Source organism: Microbispora sp. NPDC046933 (assembly GCF_040644635.1).
Taxonomy (GTDB): Bacteria; Actinomycetota; Actinomycetes; order Streptosporangiales; family Streptosporangiaceae; genus Microbispora.
Map to the genome: position 1 here is coordinate 129,857 of NZ_JBEYWW010000011.1, position 17,703 is coordinate 147,559.

Genomic DNA, 17,703 nt, shown 5'->3' on the forward strand with positions numbered 1-17,703 from the left:
GCGGGGTGGCGGCGTCCTTCAGGCAGTGACCCTGTCGAGCAGTTCGAGCAGGTGGTGGTAGGTCTTCCCGGTGGCGCGGGTCATGCCGATCTCGCAGGTGCGGTTGACCGACGCGTGCGCCGCGAAGCCGCCGTCGGCCACCGAGGCGGCCTCGGCGAGGGTGGCGGAGGCGGTCAGCTCCGGGTGGAGCATGCCCCGGTCGCCGGCGAAGGCACAGCACTGCCATCCCTCCGGGACGACGACCTCCTTCGCGACCGCCGCGGCGATCGCGGCGATGGCGGGGTCGAGGCCGAGCCGGGTGGACGAGCAGGTCGGGTGCAGGGCGAGCGAGGCCAGCCTGCGGTCCTCGGGCGGCTGCGGCAGCCGCGGCAGGACGTGCTCGGCCACGAAGGTGACGGCGTCGAGCACCCGGACGGCGGGGGAGGCCGCGCCCGTGGGCGGTCCGGACCCCGCGGCGGTCAGCCGTTCGAACCCTTCCGTGCAGGAGGCGGCGTCGCTGACCACCGGAAGCCGCCCGCCGTCGGTCGCGGTCAGGAGCGTCTCCCGCACCCGGCGGCGCATCACCTCGTAGCCCTCGCCGAATCCCTTGGAGGACCACGGCGTGCCGCAGCACATGCTCCCGACGCCCTCCGGCACGTGCAGCCGGAGGCCGGCCCGCTCGGCGAGCCGCGTCAGCGCGGCCATGACGCCCGGACCGCCGTCGGCGGGGGCGAACATGGTGTTCAGGCACGACGGCACGTACACCGCGTCGGCCTCGGGTCGCGGCGCGGCGCGCCGGGGCATGCCGCCGCGAGGCAGGTCGCGGCTCCACAGGGGGACGGTGTCGGGGTCGCCGGCCCTGCGGGCCGCCCGGCCGGCCCCCTCCACGAGCCCGGCCGGGGCCGCGGCGGCCGCGTCCATCGCAAGGTCCATGGCCCGTGTCACCGCCCCCCAGTGCTTCGCGGCGGTCTTCCAGCCCGCCCGCGCCGCGCGCCCGTGACGCTCGGCGCGCAGGCGCTTGGTGAGGTCGCCGGTGTTGATCAGCACCGGGCAGGCGGTGGCGCACATGCCGTCCACGGCGCAGGTGTCGACGGCGTCGTAGCCGTACTCCTCCTCCAACCGCCGGGCGAGCGCGTGGTCGCCCGCCGCGCGGGCCGCGGCGATCTCCCGGCGCAGCACGATGCGCTGGCGCGGGGTCGTGGTGAGATCCCGGCTGGGGCAGACCGGCTCGCAGTAGCCGCACTCCACGCACCGGTCGACCTCGGGCTCGACGCTGACGACGGTCTTGAGGTCGCGCAGGTGCGCGCGCGGGTCGTCGGTGAGCACGACGCCGGGGTTGAGGACGCCGGCGGGGTCGCACAGCCGCTTGACCTCCCGCATGACCTCGTACAGCTCGTCGCCGTACTGGCGGCGGACGAAGGGGGCCATCACCCGTCCGGTGCCGTGCTCGGCCTTGAGGGTGCCGCCGCGGTCGAGCACCGCGGCGACCATCTCCTCGGTGAACTCGGCGTAGCGGTCCGGGCCGGTGCCGAAGCGCTCGTTCAGCATGAAGTGCAGGTTGCCGTCCTTGGCGTGCCCGAAGATCACGCTGCGCTCGTACCTGTGCTTCGCGAACAGCTCGGCCAGGTCGTCGCAGAGATCCGCCAGGACGGGCACCGGGACGGCCACGTCCTCGAGCAGCGCCGTCGTGCCGCTGGGCCGGGCGCCGGCGACCGCTGCGTACAGGTTCTTGCGGATGCGCCACAGGGCCGCCCGGCCGGCGGTGTCCCCGCTGAGCCGCGCGGGGGCGGCGAGGTTCAGGCGGGCGAAGACCCGCCCGGCCTCCCGCTCGCGCGCGGCGAGCGGTTCGGGGTCGGACTCCTGCCACTCCACCAGCAGCGCCGCGTGATCGCGCACCTCCAGCGTCCGCAGGACGTCGTCGGCGTGGGGGTCGGTCGCGGCCACCCGCAGCGACTCGGCGTCCAGCAGCTCGACGGCGGCGGGCCCCGCCGCGACGATCTCCGGCACCGCCGCCATCGCCTCCCGCAGGGTCGGGAAGACGACCAGGCCGGTCGCGGCGAGGCGGTGCGCCGGCACCGTCCGCAGGACCGCCTCAGCGACGAACGCGAGGGTCCCCTCGCTGCCGACGACGAGGTGGGCGAGGATCTGGGCGGGCGAGTCGTGGTCGAGGAAGCTGTTGAGGCCGTAGCCCATGGTGTTCTTGAGGGAGAACTGCGCCTCGATCCGGCGCACCGAGTCGGGGTTGCCGCGGATCCGGTCGCGCAGCCGTTCCAGGCCCTCGGCCAGGGCGGGTTCGAGGGCCCGCAGGCGGGCGTCGGCGTCGGGCGCGCCGGTGTCGACGACGGTTCCGCTGGGCAGCACGAGGACCATCGACTCCAGCGTCCGGTAGGTGTTGGCGTGCGTGCCGCAGGTCATGCCGCTGGAGTTGTCGGCGACGACCCCGCCGATCGTGCACGCCGACTCGCTGGCCGGGTCGGGGCCAAGCTTGCGGCCGTACGCCGCGAGGCGGGCGTTGACCTGCCGCAGCACGGCCCCGGGCTGCACCCGGACGCGGGCGCCGCCGTCGAGCACCTCGATGCCCCTGAAGTGCCTGCGGGTGTCGACGAGCAGGTGCTCGCTCACGCCCTGCCCGCTCAGGCTGGTGCCGCCGGACCGGAAGGTCAGCGGCAGGCCGGTCCGCATCAGCGCCGCCACCTGCGCGGCGCTTTCCGGCACCAGGACGGCCTGCGGGGTCAGCAGGTAGTGCGAGGCGTCGTGCGCCATGCCGAGCCGGTCGCTCGCCCGCGCACGGGTGATCCCGGGCACGGCGGCCTCCACCGCCGCCAGCACGGCGGGGTCGGACGGCGCGGGCCGTCGCGGTTCGGCATCGATAAGGGTCATGATCTCAACGCTTCCGTCCGGAGGCCGCGGTGCGCCTCCTCTATCGCCGCGGGTCGATGTGGATCTTAGGCCCCGGCCCCGCGCCGGCCGGGCGGCACCCCGCCAGCACGCCGGCGGCGTCGTCCAGGCCGACGGTGGCGGCCACGAGCGGGCGGGCGTCGACCGATCCGTCCGCGTACGCCTCGATGGTCCCGGCGAGACCGGCCGAACCGCTGAGCACGCCGACGGCGGTGACGTCCCTGAACACGAGGTCGCGGGTGTCGATGCGGCTGGGGGACCCCGCGAGACCGACATAGACTACCCGGCCCGCGGGCCTGACCAGGTCGAGCGCGAGCGCCGGAAGGTCCGCCGCGGTGGACGCGTCCACCACGGCGTCCCACGGGAGGGACGGAAGTGACGCCCGGGTCCACACGCCCGCGAAGCCGAGGTCGCGGGCCAGCCGGAGCGTGGGCTCGTCGCGGCCCATCAGGTGCACCTGCGCACCCCGCGTCCGCGCGAGCAGCGCCACGAGCAGGCCGATCGTGCCCGTGCCCAGCACCAGCAGCCGGTCGCCGGGCTCCAGGGCGGCGCAGCGCACCGCGCGCAGGGCGTTGCCGCCGGGTTCGACCAGCGCGCCCAGCGTCGCGTCGATCGTGTCGGGCAGCGCGTGCAGTGCCGTCGCCGGTACGGCCAGCCGTTCGGCCAGCGCCCCGGGGAAGCCCTTGCGGATGCCGATCTCGGCCCGGTCGGGGCACACGTGGTGCAGGCCGTCCCGGCAGAGGGGGCAGTCGCCGCAGCCGAGCATGGTGTCGGCCGTCACGCGGCGGCCCAGCCAGCCGGGGGCGACGCCCTCGCCGAGCGCCGTGACGACGCCGCACCACTCGTGACCGGGGCGCAGCGGATATCGCGCGTGACCGCTGTGCAGATAGCTCATTCCACCGGTGAACAGCTCCACGTCGGTGCCGCAGACGCCGACCCGCTCGACGTCGACGACCACCTGCCCGGGTGCGGCGACCGGCGGCTCGACGTCCCTGACCTCGGCCCTGCCGGGGCCGGTGATGACCAGTGCCCGCACGTGCCGGCCCTACCGGGAGAAGGGGAGGGGCGTGCGGGCGCCGATGCGGGTGGGGGGCAAGGTCGTGTCTCCTTGATCGGGGCTCACGGTCGGGGCGGCACCCAGTAGGGCGTCGCCAGGCCGCGTACGCCCACTCGGGCGGTGAACAGGTGCCCCGACCCGGGATGTTCGGCCAGATCGACGCCCTCGGTGGAGGTGGTGATGACGAGGACGTCGAGATCCGGTCCGGCGAAGGCGGGACAGGTGACGTTGGGCGCGCCGACCTCGACCGTGGCGAGCAGGCGCCCGCCGGGATCGCGGCACTCCACCCGGCCGCCTCCGAAGATCGCGATCCACAGGTTGCCCTCGGCGTCGGCGCACATCCCGTCGGGCATGCCGTCGGTGAGCCGGAACAGCTCCCGCCGCGGCCCGGTCCGGCCGGTGGCCGGGTCGTAGTCGCGCTCCCACACGACGTGCGGCGTGCTGTCGATGCTGTAGAGGCGGTCGCCCGCCGGGCTCCAGGCCAGGCCGTTCGACAGGGTGAGGTCGTCGTCGAGGCGGACGCAGGTCGTGCCGTCGAGGCGGGCCAGCACCTCCTGGCCCTCCCGGTCGTCCAGCGCCATACTGCCGATCAGGAAGCGCCCGGCCGGGTCCACGGCGCCGTCGTTGAGCCTGCTCGGCGCGCCGGGAGGCAGCACCCGGGCCAGCTCGGTGCGGCGGCCGGCGGTGTCGACCCGGGTGAGGACCTCGCGCTCGGCGACGACGAACTCTCCGCCCTCTCCGCCGGCGGAGACGGCGACCGCGCCCACCGTGCCACCTGCCGTGCCACCTGCCGCGCCGCCTGCCGTGCCGCCCTCCGTGCCGCCGAAGGTGTGCGCCGTGGTGGCGGTGACGGCGCCGGTCGCGGGGTCGAGCCGTCCCTCGTGCACCGCCCCCGCGTCGATGTCCACCCACAGCAGGCGCTGCCTGAGGGGATCCCAGACGGGGCCCTCGCCGAGGGCGTACACCTCGCCGGAGGCCTGCGCGGCGGTGAACTGCCTGGTCATGAGACCTCCTGCCCGCCGGTGATCGCACGGATGGACGGCGGGCCGCCGGGGACCGCCCGCGGCGGAGCGAGCGGAAGCACGGTCATGTTCCGGATACTAGAGCCGATTTCGGGCGGGAGAAAAGGCCCTCACCCGGACCTTCCGGGCGGGGTGAACGGTGGGTTAGCCTCGCACCGTCTCTGCCTCTCCGGAGATTGGGTGCCGAATGGGGACGAGCCGCAGCGCCGAGTGGTACGCCGGGACCGGCCGCAACGCCTACATCCACCGGGCATGGATGCGACGCGGGCTGCCCTCCCACGCCTTCGACGGCCGTCCGCACATCGCGATCGCCAACACCGCGTCGGACCTGACCCCGTGCAACATGCACCTGGACGAGGTCGCCGAGCACGTCAAACGCGGTGTCTGGGAAGCGGGCGGCGTCCCGCTGAACCTGCCCGTGGTGTCGCTGGGGGAGACGCAGGTGCGCCCCACCGCCATGCTGTGGCGCAACATGGCCGCGATGGCCGCGGAGGAACTGCTGCGGGCCAACCCGATCGACGGGGTCGTGCTGCTCGGCGGATGCGACAAGACGATCCCCGCGCTGCTGATGGCCGCCGCGTCCGTGGACCTGCCCGCGGTCGTCGTGCCGGGCGGGCCGATGCTCACCGGGCACTTCCGCGGCGTCCCGCTCGGCTGCGGCACCGACGTCTGGAAGCTCAGCGAGGAGGTCCGCGCCGGGACGCTGACCCAGGCGGAGTTCCTGCGCTCGGAGTCGTCGATGATCCGCAGCAAGGGCCACTGCAACACCATGGGCACCGCCTCCACCATGGGACTGCTCGCCGAGGTTCTCGGCATGACCCTGCCGGGCGTCGCGGGCACCCCGGCGGCCGACAGCCGGCTGCTGGAGGCCGCCCACGCCACCGGGTCGCTCGCCGTCGAGATGGTCGCCGCGGACCGCCGGCCCAGCACGGTGCTCAGCCGGGGCTCCTTCCTCAACGCCATCGTCGCGCTCGCCGCGCTCGGCGGGTCCACGAACGCCGTCGTCCACCTGCTCGCCATCGCGGGACGGCTGGGGGTGGAGCTCACCCAGGACGACTTCGACCGCACGGGGTCGGGTGTGCCGCTGCTCGTCGACCTGCTGCCCGCCGGGCGGTTCCTCATGGACGACCTCTACCGGGCGGGCGGGCTGCACGCCGTGCTGCGCGAGGTGCGCGACCTGCTCGACCCTCAGGCGATCACCGTGACGGGCCGTCCGCTGGTGGACTACCTCGACCAGGCCCGCATCCACGACCCCGAGGTCATCCGCCCCCGCGAGACGCCCCTGCTGGAGGAGGCCGGGATCGCGGTGCTCCGGGGCAACCTCGCCCCCGACGGCGCGGTGATCAAACCGGCGGCGGCCTCGCCGCACCTGCTGCGCCATCGCGGGCCCGCGGTGGTGTTCGACTCCGTCGAGGACCTGCACGCCCGGCTCGACGACCCGGACCTGGACGTCACCGCCGACTCGGTGCTCATCCTGCGCGGTTGCGGCCCCAAGGGCTATCCCGGCATGCCGGAGGTCGCCAACATGCCGCTGCCCGCCAAGCTGCTCGCCCAGGGCGTACGGGACATGGTCCGCATCTGCGACGGGCGGATGAGCGGTACGGCCTACGGCACGGTCGTGCTGCACGTCGCACCGGAAGCGGCCGCCGGCGGGCCGCTCGGCCTCGTCCGCACCGGTGACATCGTCGTCCTCGACGTCGAGAACCGCAGGCTCGACGTCGAGGTCCCCGCCGAGGAACTGGCCGCACGCGAACCGTCACCGGCCATGGTGCGGGCCTTCGCCGCCCCGCGCCGCGGCTGGGAGCGCCTGTACGTCGAGACGGTCGGCCAGGCGGACACCGGCGCCGATCTTGGCTTCCTCACCGGCTCCAGCGGCCACCGGGTGTCGCGCGACTCGCATTAGCAGCGCCGCCGCGTCATCTTCAGGGTTCGCGGGCGCGGAGGTACGCGTCCAGGTCGGCGGCGCCCTTGAGCATGGCGCGGCCCCGGGCGGACAGGCGGGCCTGCCAGTCGCGCAGGGTCGACTCCAGCGGGGCGACGCCTCCGGCGGAGCGGACCTGGGCGATGAGCGGGGCGATCTGCTCCAGGAGGTAGCCGCCCCGCCTGAGCTGGTGAGCCAGCCGCACGTCGCGTACGTCGGCCGCGCTGTAGATCCGGTAGCCCGTCTGCGGATCGCGGCGCGGCCGGACCAGCCCGGCGTTCTCCCATTTGCGCAGAGTGGCGGGGCGGAGGCCGAGCCGTCTGGCCAGGGGGCCGATGAACGTGTCGCCGCGTTCCTGCGGCACGGGCGCCAGATCGCGGAGCGCGGCTTCGACGGCCTGGAGGGTGCGGCGGTCGTCGAGGAGCCGGCCGTGGCTCTCGTCGATGAGCCGCAGCGCGTCCTCGGTGGCGCCCCGGTTGACCGCCTGCATGATCGACATGGCCGTCTGGTGACCGTGCCCGGAGACAAGGGTGAGGAACGCCCGCAGGGCTCGCGCGTGCAGCGGTGTGTAGGTGCGGTAGCCGTGGACGGTGCGTTCGGCGGCGGGCAGGATGCCGGCGTCCTCATAGTTCCTGATCGCCTGGGTGGACAGGCCGTGCTCGCGTGCCAGGTCCACTGGCCTCATGAATGCATCACCGATTGAAGGTCCGTCGCGATGAAACAGGGGTTTTCAGGGAAAAGTTTCCACCGATTGTTCAACGATACCGTCAAAGGTATGGATATCAAGGACACGGCCCGGCCGCTCGACGGCGCGGGAGTCTCGGCGTTCCTCCGGTCGCTTCCCGCCCGGCCCCTGCTGCTCGGCCTGGGCGAGGCCAGGCACTTCGTGGGGGAGCTGGGCGAAGTGCGCAACGAGATCTTCCGGCACCTGGTCGAGCACGAGGGCTACCGGTCGTTCGCCATCGAGAGCGACTGCCTGATGGGCCTCGTGGTGGACGACTACCTCGCGACGGGCGCGGGCACGCTCGACGACGTCATGGAACGTGGCTTCAGCCACGGCTTCGGCGCGCTACCGGCAAACCGGGAGCTCGTACGCTGGATGCGGGCGCACAACGAGGAGCATGACGAGAAGCTCCGGTTCTTCGGGTTCGACGGCCCTCTTGAGTACTGGGCGGCGAGCCCGCGCCAGGCGCTCACCGCCCTCTGCGCCCTCCTCGACGGCCCGCTCCCCGGCACCGTGGTAACCGGGGAAACCCTCGACACCCTGCTCGGCCCCGACGACCGGTGGTCGAACGAGGCCACGGCCATGGATCCGTCCCAGTCGATCGGCCGGTCCGCCGACGCCCGGCGACTGCGGCTGATCGCCGACGACCTGGTGGCCCTGCTCGAGACGCAGGCGCCGCGGCTGAGCGCCGAGGACAGGGAGCGGGCGGAACTGTACGCGCGCACCGCCACCGGCCTGCTCCGCTACCACTACTGGCTGGCCGACGCGTCCCCGGCACGGTGGAACCGGCTGTCGGCCCTGCGGGACGCGATGATGGCCGCCAACCTGCGCGCCGTCGCCGAGCACGGCCCGGCCCTGGTCTTCTCCAGCAACCTCCACCTGCAGCGGAACAAGAGCCTGATGCCGTTCGGCGACCAGCAGCTGGAGTGGTGGAGCGCCGGGGCGATCACCGCGACGCATCTGGGCGACCGGTACGCCTTCCTGGCCTCGGCCTTCGGCACGGCCGGCGACGACACCCCGCCCCCGGACACCGTCGAGGGCATCTTGTCCACGCTCCCGTGGGACCGCTCTCTCATCGACGCCCGCGGCCTGGCCGAGGCCATCACGAAGCCCGCCCCGCGCGTCTCCCACGACTTCGCCTACTTCCCGCTGGACCCGGCCCAGCTCGACATGATCGACGGCGTCGTCTTCCTCAAGCAGGTTGTCACGCCGGTGTGACAGGAGGCGTGCGTGTCAGGCGCACCTGACACGCACGCGCGTCAATCTCGTCACCTATCCCGAGCCCCGCCGAAGGCGGGGACGTCACGTGCCGGCCGTCACGGCTTTCAGCGCGTCGAAGGACTCCCGGACGAGCTGCGACAGGCCCGGCTCGCCGGGCCCGCTGATCCAGCGTTCGAACGCGATCTTGAAGACGGCGATCCCCGCTTCGGCGGCCAGGCTCGCGGCCGGGTCCGGGACGCCGCGGCGCCGCAGCGTGTCGGCGAGCGCCGCGGACAGCGACGCGAGCTTGATCAGCTCGCGTTCCCGGAGTTCCGCGTTCAGGGCGATGACGGCCTGCCGCTGCCGGGCGCGCTCGTGACGCTCGTCGAACAGGACGCCCACGCCCTCGACGGCTCCGGCGATCGCGTCGATCGGCGCGGCGGAGTCCGGCGCGGCGGCGACGGCGTTCACGAGGTGATCCCGCAGCGTGTCGGAGCCCCCGAACAGCACCTCGCGCTTGTCGGCGTAGTGCCGGAAGAACGTGCGCTCCGTCAGCCCCGCCCGCTTGGCGATCTCCGCCACCGTGGTCTGCTCGTACCCCCGCTCGACGTAGAGCTCGAGCGCCGCCTGCTCCAGGCGGCCACGCGCGTTCGGCTCCCATCGACCCATGCTCCGGATCCTACCCTGATGACAGTCACTGACATCGGTGCTATGTTGATGACAGTCACTGACATCGCTCTTTGCCCGGTGTGCACCGGCGCGAGGGCAATCGACCACTGGGAGTACGTCATGCGCGTATTCGTCACGGGCGCGTCCGGCTGGATCGGCTCCGCCGTCGTTCCCGAACTCATCGGCGCGGGCCACGAGGTCGTCGGCCTCGCGCGGTCCGACGTGTCGGCCGCCGCTCTCACCAGGGCCGGGGCGCAGGTGTGCCGCGGCACCATCGACGACGTCGACACCCTGCGGAGCGCGGCCGCGGCGTCGGACGGCGTGATCCACCTCGCGTTCAAGCACGACATCGCCTTCAGCGGCGACTTCCAGGGCGCCGCCGACGCGGATCGCCGCGCCGTCGAGACGTTCGGCGAGGTGCTGGCGGGCTCCGACCGCCCGTTCGTCCTCGCCTCCGGGCTCCTCGGGCTCACGCCGGGTCAGGTGGCGACCGAACGGGACGGGCGTGACTCCGGCCCCGCCGGGGCGCACGCCGAAGGCGGCCCGCGGGCCCGGCAGGCCACCGCGCTGAGGACGCTCGATTTCGCCTCCCACGGTGTCCGCTCGTCGGTGCTGCGCCTGCCCCCGACCGTGTACGGCGAGGGAGACCACGGCTTCATGGCGGCCCTGGTCGGCATCGCCCGCGACAGGGGCGTCTCGGGTCACGTCGGCGACGGGTCCAACCGCTGGCCCGGGGTGCACCGGCTCGATGCCGCGCACCTGTTCCGCCTCGCACTGGAGAAGGCGCCGGCGGGCTCGGTGCTGCACGCGGTCGCCGACGAGGGCGTGCCGATCCGCGCCGTCGCCGAGGTGATCGGGCGCCACCTCGGCCTGCCGGTGGTCTCGATCCCCCGCGAGGAGGCGGGCGAGCACTTCTCCTGGCTGGGCGGCATGATCGGGATCGACGCTCCGGCGTCGAGCGCGCTGACCCGCGAGCTGCTGGGCTGGCGGCCGGCCCAGCCGGGGCTGATCGACGACCTCGGCAAGGGCCACTACTTCCGCGCCGGGTGACCGGTCACCGGCCGGTGCGGGTTCTCAGGGCCGGGGGAGGGCTCAGGGCCGGGGGAGGGCGATGGAGGTCGCGATGTGGCCGTCGCTCACCACCCACCGGCCGGACAGGGTGCGGGTTCCCATGGCCGGGTCGGTGGCCAGGAGCCGCGCGCGGAACGCGCCCGAGGGCTCGATGCCCACGACTGCCTCGGAGAAGTCGAGCCAGCGGCCGGTCAGCGGGAACCACACCTTGTAGACCGACTCCTTGGCGCTGAACAGAATCCTGTCCCAGCAGATCTCGCCGTCCGCGTCGCCCAGCGCCCGGAGGGCGGCGATCTCCTCGGGGGAGGCGATCGTGGAGAGGACCTCCTCGGGGAGGGGTTCGTGCGGTTCCGCGTCGATGCCGACCGCGCGCGCGACGTTTGTGGAGGCGACGGCCGCCGCCCGATAGCCCGAGCAGTGCGTGATGCTGCCGACCGCGCCGGCGGGCCAGACGGGCGCACCCCGCTCGCCGCGCGGGATCGGCACCGGCGTCACGCCGATCCGGGCCAGCGCAAGCCGGGCGCAGTGGCGTCCGGTGACGAACTCGCGCCGCCGCCGGTCGACGGCCCGCGCGATGAGCGGCCTCTCCTCCGGGAACAGCGTCTCCTCCGGCACGTCGCCGAAGCTCTCCGCCGACGCCACCCACGGCGGCAGAATGTCACTGATCATGCGGCCGTTCCTGGCGCCGCGCACATCCCCACCGCCGGCGGCCATGCGTCCTCCGGCACGGTCGGCGGGGCACCGAGCCGGTGCACCGTCCCCATGCTGCCCTCCGAAGCGCTGTCGCGGATAAGCGGTGGGAGCCGCCTTCGCCGCGGCGGGGTGTTCTCCCAGGAGGGCACCGAGGTTATCGCAGACAATGGCTTACTTCCTGCGATAACCGGTGCTATGACCGGAAATGACCGCGATCACCTGGTTCGCGGTAGTCCACGAGCCGCTCAGGGATACGCGCATTCCGGCCATCGACCACCCGCCGTGCGGGATTCGCGGCAGCGCGGTCTGCTCGGCGATTCGGCGCTGCCGGCCCAGGTCCGCGGCCCCGGGCCACCATGCCAGGCGCCGGGGAGCTACTGGCTGGAGTGCGGCGTCGGCGCCCCGCCGCCGAACCGCCGCCGGGCGGCCGGCCCGACGTACGTAACGACCGCGTACGGGTGTATGTACACCGCATTCATGACGGATTTATACTCGCCGATAATTGTTTCGGATAAGTGGCCAGGTGACCGATTGTGCGGGATGTCCGCAGGGCGGACCTGGGAGGTGGCGTGCTGGTCAGCGACGTCATGACGGCGTTCCCGGCCTACATACGGCTCGGCGCCACCATCCGGCGGGCGGCCGAGGTGATCAGCGTGTCGGAGGTCGGCCAGCTGATGGTCCTGGACCACGACGGCCGGTTCGTCGGGTCACTGTCCGAGGAGGACCTGGTGCGGGCCATGCTGCCCGGGTTCGACGACGTCACCGCCGCCGGCGGCACGCTCGCCGACGCGTTCCGGATTTTCCTGGAGCGGGGCCGCGCCCTCGCCGACCGTGTCATCGACCCCCTCGTCGTACACGACGTGGCGACGGTCCGATCGATCGACGAACTCGCCCGGGCGGCGATCGTGATGATCGACCGCGGGATCCGAAGGCTTCCCGTGGTCGACGACGGGACCCTTGTGGGCACGCTGTCCCGGGCCGATCTGTGCCGGGCGGTGATCTACCATTCCTGAACTCCGGCTGACCCTCACCGATCGGCACACCCGGGAGACCAGCGAGCGGGTGTGCGCGCTGCCGGCGATTCTCGGCAGGGACAGCGGTGCGGCGGCGGTGGTGCTGGACGACGGCACGGTCTCCCGGCGCCACGCGCGGCTGGAGATCGTCGACGACCGCCTGGTGCTCACCGATCTCGGCAGCTCCAACGGCACCTACGTGAACGACGCGCGGGTGACGCGCCGGGTGCTCGTCGCCGGGGATCGCATGCGCATCGGCCGATACGAGCTGACGTGGACGTTCTTCGACCCGGAAGCGACGGCGCTCATCGACCCGGGCCAGGTGACCGTGCTGCGGCCGCTCGCGCCGCCGCGCGTCGCCGCACGACGCGTGGTGGAGGCCGCCGAGGCGCACAACCGGCGGGTCGGGCACGAACTCGACGGATTCCTGTCGCTCGCGCACGGATTCCTGCCGGCCGAGCCGCCGCTGACGGCCTTCCCGGAGTCGCACCGAGCCTGGGACGAGATGGTCGACCAGCTCCCCGAGCTGTTCCGCCGGCTGTCGCTGCGCCGGGCGTTCGACGCGATGCCGGTGCTCGACGCCCGGCCCGAGGCGTTGCCCGACCGGTACTTGCTGCGCGCCTCGACACTGCTCGGCGTTTTCGCCCACGCTTATCAGTACATGGCGGTCGATCCGCCGACCGCTCTGCCCGAGTCGCTGCTGCGACCGTGGACCACGGTCTCGCGCCGGCTGGGCAAGAAGATCCCGGCCGTCTCCTACATCGACCTGTTCTTCTACAACTGGCGGCTGCGCGATCCCGCCGGGCCGCGGGCGCTGGACAACATGGACCTGCTCGTGCCGGCCTGGAACAACTCGGCGGAGCGGGTGTTCTACCTGGTCACCACCGAGTTCGCGATGGGGCTCACGCCCGTGCTGGGCGCCATGCTGGACGCCCAGGAGGCCGTCGTCGCGGACGACCCGGCCGCCCTGGAGAGCGCGCTACTGGTGATCCTCGACCGGCTGCGGCACGTCACCCAGGCCATCTATCCGCAACTCGATCCCAACCCCCGCGCCCGGCATCCGCTCGACCAGGTGCTGTGGGCCAAGACCGTCGGCACCGCGGGCGTCCCGATCTTCGACGGCGCACCCAGCCCGAGCGGGACCGCGCAACCGCAGATCCACGCGCTGGACGCGTTTCTCGAGCGCCGAGACTACGGCTCGCTGGTCGGGCAGCAGAGTGTCTACCTCGCCGGATTCTTCCCTCGGCACTGGCGGGAGCTGGTGGCCGCGTTACGCGAGGTGTCGGTGCGCCAGTACATCGAGGACACCCGCAACAGCACCTTGCGCGGCGTCTACAACGCCGTGCTCGACGCCTATCTTGGCGACCGCGGCTGGATGGGCCTGCACCGCGTCAAGGCGTACGGCTTTCTGGAGGTGGCGTTCAAGGTCGGCCGGCAGGTGACGACCGGCGCCCGGTTCACCGGGCTGTTCAAGGACCGCACCTGGGACAAGGTGGACGACCAGCTGGCCATCGTCCGCGACGAGCGCCGCCCACCGGTGGGTCCGCCGGTGGTGTTCGGGACCGTCCGCCGGGGCCGTGTCGTCACCGGAGAGTCCGGCGCCTGGACGTGTCATCTGGAGGTCGACGTCGCCGGGCAGGGCGTGCACCACCTGCCCGGCGACCGGGTCGGCGTACTGGCCGAGAACGACGACGAGCTGGTGCGCCGCACCGTCGCCGCCCTGCAGGCGACCGGCGACGAGCTGGTGCGGCTCACCCCGGACTGGCGGGCGGCGGTGGCCTGCCGGGCGGGCTACGGCGAGGTCGACGTGCTTCCGCTGCGGACGTTGCTGCGCTTCGCCCGGCTCCGCCCGATCGGACGGGATGTGGCGAAACGGCTGGTGAAACTGACAGCCGTGGGCTCGTGGCGGCGAGTGGTGGACGCCCGCATGGAGGACCAGTGGGAGCTGTGGGACGTCCTGAACCTGTTGTACGCGGGCGGATATGACGTCACCCGGCTGTGGAAGGCCGATCCACACGAGGACGACGCGTTCTGCGCGGTGATCCCGCCCGAGCCGTTCCGGCTGTATTCGATCGCCTCGGCGCCGCCGCCCGGCCAACCGGCCACCACGCTGCGGCTGGTGGTCGCCGGCCTCGGCTACACCTCCGCCCGGACGCCATGGTCGTACCCGCGGGAACGACAGGGCACGGCATCGCATTTCCTGCGCCGGGTGAGCGTCGAGGGCCGGCACCGGCTGTCGCTGCAGATCGTCCCCACGCCCAGGTTCCGGCTGCCGGCCGACCCTGCCCGGCCCGTCGTCATGTTCGCGGCGGGTTCCGGGATCGCCCCGTTCCTGGGATTCGTCGCCGCACGTACGGCGCCGGCCGAGAACACGGGGCCGGCTGAGAACACGGGGCCGGCTGAGAACACGGGGCCGGCTGAGAACACGGGGCGGGCCGAGAACACGGGGGCGGCTGAGGACAGGGGGCCGGAGGGGGATACGGTGCCGGGCGAGAACCGGCTGTATCTGGGGATCCGGACGCCGGAGGAATTCGTCGAGCACGCGGACTTGGACGCGGCGGCGGCCGCGGGCCGGCTGAAACTCTCCGTCGCGTTCTCCCGCGCCGATGCCTCGATCGGATTCGACGGCCGCCGCCACGTCGTCCAAACCGGACAGCGCCGCCGGGTGGACGACGTGATCCGCGCCGAGGCGGACGCGCTCTGGGAGCTGTTGCGGCCCATCGGCGACGGCGGCCGCGGCGCGTTCGTCTATGTGTGCGGCAGCGCACGGTTCGCCGTCTCCGTACTCCAGGCGTTGACCGACATCGTGCCCGGTGACGGCCGCGAGTTCCTCCGCCGGTTGGTGGCCGACGGACGTCTGGGTCAGGACGTCTTCACCACCTATATGGGCCACGCGCAGCAGGGTCCCCGCCTCGAGGTGTCGGATCTGGTGCGGCACAACACCCCCGACGCGGGCTACTGGATGGCGATCGGCGGCGCGGTGTTCGACGTCGGCGAATTCCTGCACCTGCACGTCGGCGGGCCGCACATCATCCGCAATCACGTCGGGCTCGACGCGACCGCGGCGTACCGGAAGGTGCTGCACCACGCGCACGCCGAGATCGACGCCCAGCTCGCCATGTACCAGATCGGCCATCTGCGCAGGCTGCGGTTCGGCGCCCGGTGGGGCGTGGTGCTCAGCGAGGACGGTCTGCGCGCGCTGCCGCTGGAAGAACTGTTCCGGACCTGGGTGCGGTTCGCATACCTGCTGGTCGGCATGGAGAACGCGTTGACCGGCGACTACGGATTCACCACGTCGGTCACCACGCTGGGCGAAGATCCCCGGGAGGTGACGCCCTTCAAGGCGCAGTACGTCCTCGAGGCGCACCGGCGGTTCCTGATCAGTTATCTGGACGGGCTGGTGCACGAGGACCTGCGCACCCTGTGGCGACTCACCGCGGGTTTCTGCGACCCGCATCTGGACATCCGGTCCTTCGACACCGATCTCGCCGCCATGTCGGCACGTGCGGATGTCGGGCTGGTCCGGCATTCCGTATCCGCCGTCAAGGATCTGCTGCTCGACGGGGACGACTTCCGGCGGGTCACCGCGCTGTGCCACATCTACGCGCACGCCGACGTCCAGCTGCTGCGCGACCTGAAAACCGCTGTGCTGGAAGGAATCCGGGCGTTCGAGATCCACGAGGCCGACGTCGTCGAGCAGGCGGGAGCCACACTGCTGGACGCGGCGCGCGAGGCGCTCGCCGCGGTCTCGGCCTACTACCGGCGCCTGGCCGAGCAGACCCGCGGCCAGGGCGTCACCGGCGACGGTGCGACCGAGGAGCCGATCCCGGCCGACCGGGGCCTGCCCGGCCACGGCGGTCCACTACCGCTTTCGGTGTGACCCTCGATCACCGCAGGGGATCAGCCGCGCCGATCCGCGGACCGGCGCCGGCCTGGCGGCGAGCTGTCCGCGTCGTCCGATCCCTGCCGGAGGGCTGCAGCGCGCTCCTCGCGGCGGTTCCTGTACTGGCTCGCGGCCACGGAGATCACGAGGCAGGCGCAGATGACCGTGAGCGACAGCCAGACGGGGATCTTGTACATGTCCGCCAGGAGCATCTTCGCGCCGACGAACACGAGGATCGCCGCCAGGCCGTATCGCAGGTAGCCGAACCGGTGCATGGCCCCGGCCAGCAGGAAGTACATCGCCCGCAGCCCCAGGATCGCGAACGCGTTGGAGGTGAAGACGAGGAACGGCTCGTCGGTGACGGCGAAGATCGCCGGGATCGAGTCGACGGCGAAGACGATGTCGCTGGTCTCCACCGCGACCAGGACGGCCAGCAGCGGCGTCGCGGCCCACCTGCCGGCCCACTTGCCGGCCCGCCCGCCCTGCCGGTCTCCGTCCTGCCGTACGAGGAACCGCTGGCCCTGGTAGGAGTCGGTGACGGGGATGAGCCGGCGCATCGCGCGCAGCACCGGGTTGCGGTCGGGGTGCACCTCGATCGCCGAATGCCTGGCCATCTTCACGCCGGTGTAGAGCAGGAAAGCGCCGAAGACGTACAGGATCCAGTGGAAGCGGTCGAGCAGGACGGCGCCCGCGCCGATGAACGCCGCGCGGAAGACCAGCGCGCCGAGCACGCCGAAGAACAGCACGCGATGCTGCAGTTCGCGGGGGACCGCGAAGAACGAGAACAGCAGCGCGATCACGAAGACGTTGTCGACGGCCAGGGACTTCTCGATGAGGTAACCGGCGAGGTACTCCCCGCCCGCCTCCGGCCCCCAGGCCAGCCAGACCACGACCCCGAAGCCCAGGCCCAGTGCGATCCACACTCCCGACCAGGCCAGTGCCTCGCGAACGCCCACCACGTGGGCCCGGCGATGGGCGAACAGGTCCACGGCGAGCATGACAAGGATGACCGCGAGAACCGCGGCCCAGACCCACACGGGCACAGACATCGTCAACCTCCATCACCGCCGCATAGCGGCGGGCTCGGTAGGCCGACGGTCTCCCCGTGCCACCGCCAGCGGTGACCCTCGCGCCGGGACGCCCTACGACGGCGGCCGTGATGACGACGCTGAGGAAGCCGGGTACTCCCCCTCGAACTGTGTTCAAGTATTCACGAAATCAGCTTCGTGCGTCAACCGCCGCCCCGAACAGCTCGAGGAGCTCGCCGATGTGCCGGTGCCGCTCGATCGGGTGGCGGAACGGGGCCAGCGGGTTGATCGTGTAGTGGTTGCGCCGCCCCACACGCTCACGGCGCAGGTAGCCGGCCGCCTCCAGGTCGGAGACGATCGCCTGGGCCGCGCGCTCGGTGATGCCGACCGACTCGGCGACGTCCCGCAGCCGCGCGTCGGGATCGCGGGCCAGCGCGAGCAGGACGTGCGCGTGGTTGGTGAGGAACGTCCAGCCGCCCGCGGGGGAGGAGGTGCTCATACCTCATTATGCGATGGGCGATTCGCGAAACAGGGATCGCCCCCGT

13 protein-coding genes are annotated in these 17,703 nt (G+C 72.6%); 5 read left to right on the forward strand and 8 right to left on the reverse strand.

What is annotated here, in order from left to right:
* Positions 1–18: 18 nt before the first annotated feature.
* From ABZ857_RS17000 to ABZ857_RS17010, 3 genes are all read right to left on the reverse strand, one after another.
* Complete coding sequence (locus tag ABZ857_RS17000) at positions 19–2,859, reverse strand: FAD-binding and (Fe-S)-binding domain-containing protein (protein ID WP_357043834.1); 2,841 nt, start codon at positions 2,857–2,859, stop codon at positions 19–21.
* Positions 2,860–2,899: 40 nt separating this feature from the next.
* Complete coding sequence (locus tag ABZ857_RS17005) at positions 2,900–3,913, reverse strand: alcohol dehydrogenase catalytic domain-containing protein (protein ID WP_357043836.1); 1,014 nt, start codon at positions 3,911–3,913, stop codon at positions 2,900–2,902.
* Positions 3,914–3,996: 83 nt separating this feature from the next.
* Positions 3,997–4,938 (reverse strand): SMP-30/gluconolactonase/LRE family protein, encoded by a 942-nt coding sequence (locus tag ABZ857_RS17010; RefSeq protein WP_357043838.1) that lies wholly within the window; start codon positions 4,936–4,938, stop codon positions 3,997–3,999.
* A gap of 205 nt (positions 4,939–5,143) precedes the next feature.
* On the opposite strand from ABZ857_RS17010, the gene ABZ857_RS17015 reads away from it, so the two are divergent.
* Positions 5,144–6,859: an IlvD/Edd family dehydratase gene (locus tag ABZ857_RS17015; RefSeq protein ID WP_357043840.1), complete on the forward strand. Its 1,716-nt coding sequence runs from the start codon at positions 5,144–5,146 to the stop codon at positions 6,857–6,859.
* Positions 6,860–6,878: 19 nt separating this feature from the next.
* Here the strand turns inward: ABZ857_RS17015 and ABZ857_RS17020 are convergent, their stop codons facing one another.
* Positions 6,879–7,562, reverse strand: a complete 684-nt coding sequence (locus tag ABZ857_RS17020; RefSeq protein WP_357043842.1) for a TioE family transcriptional regulator — start codon at positions 7,560–7,562, stop codon at positions 6,879–6,881.
* A 90-nt stretch (positions 7,563–7,652) separates the two neighbouring features.
* Between ABZ857_RS17020 and ABZ857_RS17025 the strand changes: the two genes are divergently transcribed.
* Positions 7,653–8,819, forward strand: a complete 1,167-nt coding sequence (locus ABZ857_RS17025; RefSeq protein WP_357043844.1) for an erythromycin esterase family protein — start codon at positions 7,653–7,655, stop codon at positions 8,817–8,819.
* 84 nt (positions 8,820–8,903) lie between these two features.
* On the opposite strand, the gene ABZ857_RS17030 is transcribed toward ABZ857_RS17025, so the two are convergent.
* Positions 8,904–9,470, reverse strand: a complete 567-nt coding sequence (locus ABZ857_RS17030) for a TetR family transcriptional regulator (protein ID WP_357043845.1) — start codon at positions 9,468–9,470, stop codon at positions 8,904–8,906.
* 120 nt (positions 9,471–9,590) lie between these two features.
* Between ABZ857_RS17030 and ABZ857_RS17035 the strand changes: the two genes are divergently transcribed.
* Entirely contained in the window at positions 9,591–10,520 is a 930-nt protein-coding gene (locus ABZ857_RS17035; RefSeq protein ID WP_357043847.1) for an SDR family oxidoreductase, read from the forward strand.
* 42 nt (positions 10,521–10,562) lie between these two features.
* Here ABZ857_RS17035 and ABZ857_RS17040 read toward each other — a convergent pair whose 3' ends face one another.
* A complete protein-coding gene (locus tag ABZ857_RS17040) occupies positions 10,563–11,210 on the reverse strand; it encodes a 4'-phosphopantetheinyl transferase superfamily protein (RefSeq protein WP_357043849.1) in 648 nt (215 codons plus the stop codon).
* A 593-nt stretch (positions 11,211–11,803) separates the two neighbouring features.
* Here ABZ857_RS17040 and ABZ857_RS17045 point away from each other — a divergent pair.
* Positions 11,804–12,247: a CBS domain-containing protein gene (locus ABZ857_RS17045; protein WP_357043852.1), complete on the forward strand. Its 444-nt coding sequence runs from the start codon at positions 11,804–11,806 to the stop codon at positions 12,245–12,247.
* A gap of 49 nt (positions 12,248–12,296) precedes the next feature.
* Entirely contained in the window at positions 12,297–16,127 is a 3,831-nt protein-coding gene (locus ABZ857_RS17050; protein WP_357043854.1) for an FHA domain-containing protein, read from the forward strand.
* Between the two features lie 20 nt (positions 16,128–16,147).
* On the opposite strand, the gene ABZ857_RS17055 is transcribed toward ABZ857_RS17050, so the two are convergent.
* A complete protein-coding gene (locus ABZ857_RS17055; RefSeq protein ID WP_357043856.1) occupies positions 16,148–17,179 on the reverse strand; it encodes a TerC family protein in 1,032 nt (343 codons plus the stop codon).
* Positions 17,180–17,348: 169 nt separating this feature from the next.
* The gene (locus tag ABZ857_RS17060) at positions 17,349–17,657 is read right to left on the reverse strand and encodes a winged helix-turn-helix domain-containing protein (RefSeq protein WP_357043858.1); all 309 of its coding nucleotides are present in this window, start codon (positions 17,655–17,657) and stop codon (positions 17,349–17,351) included.
* Positions 17,658–17,703: the final 46 nt, after the last annotated feature.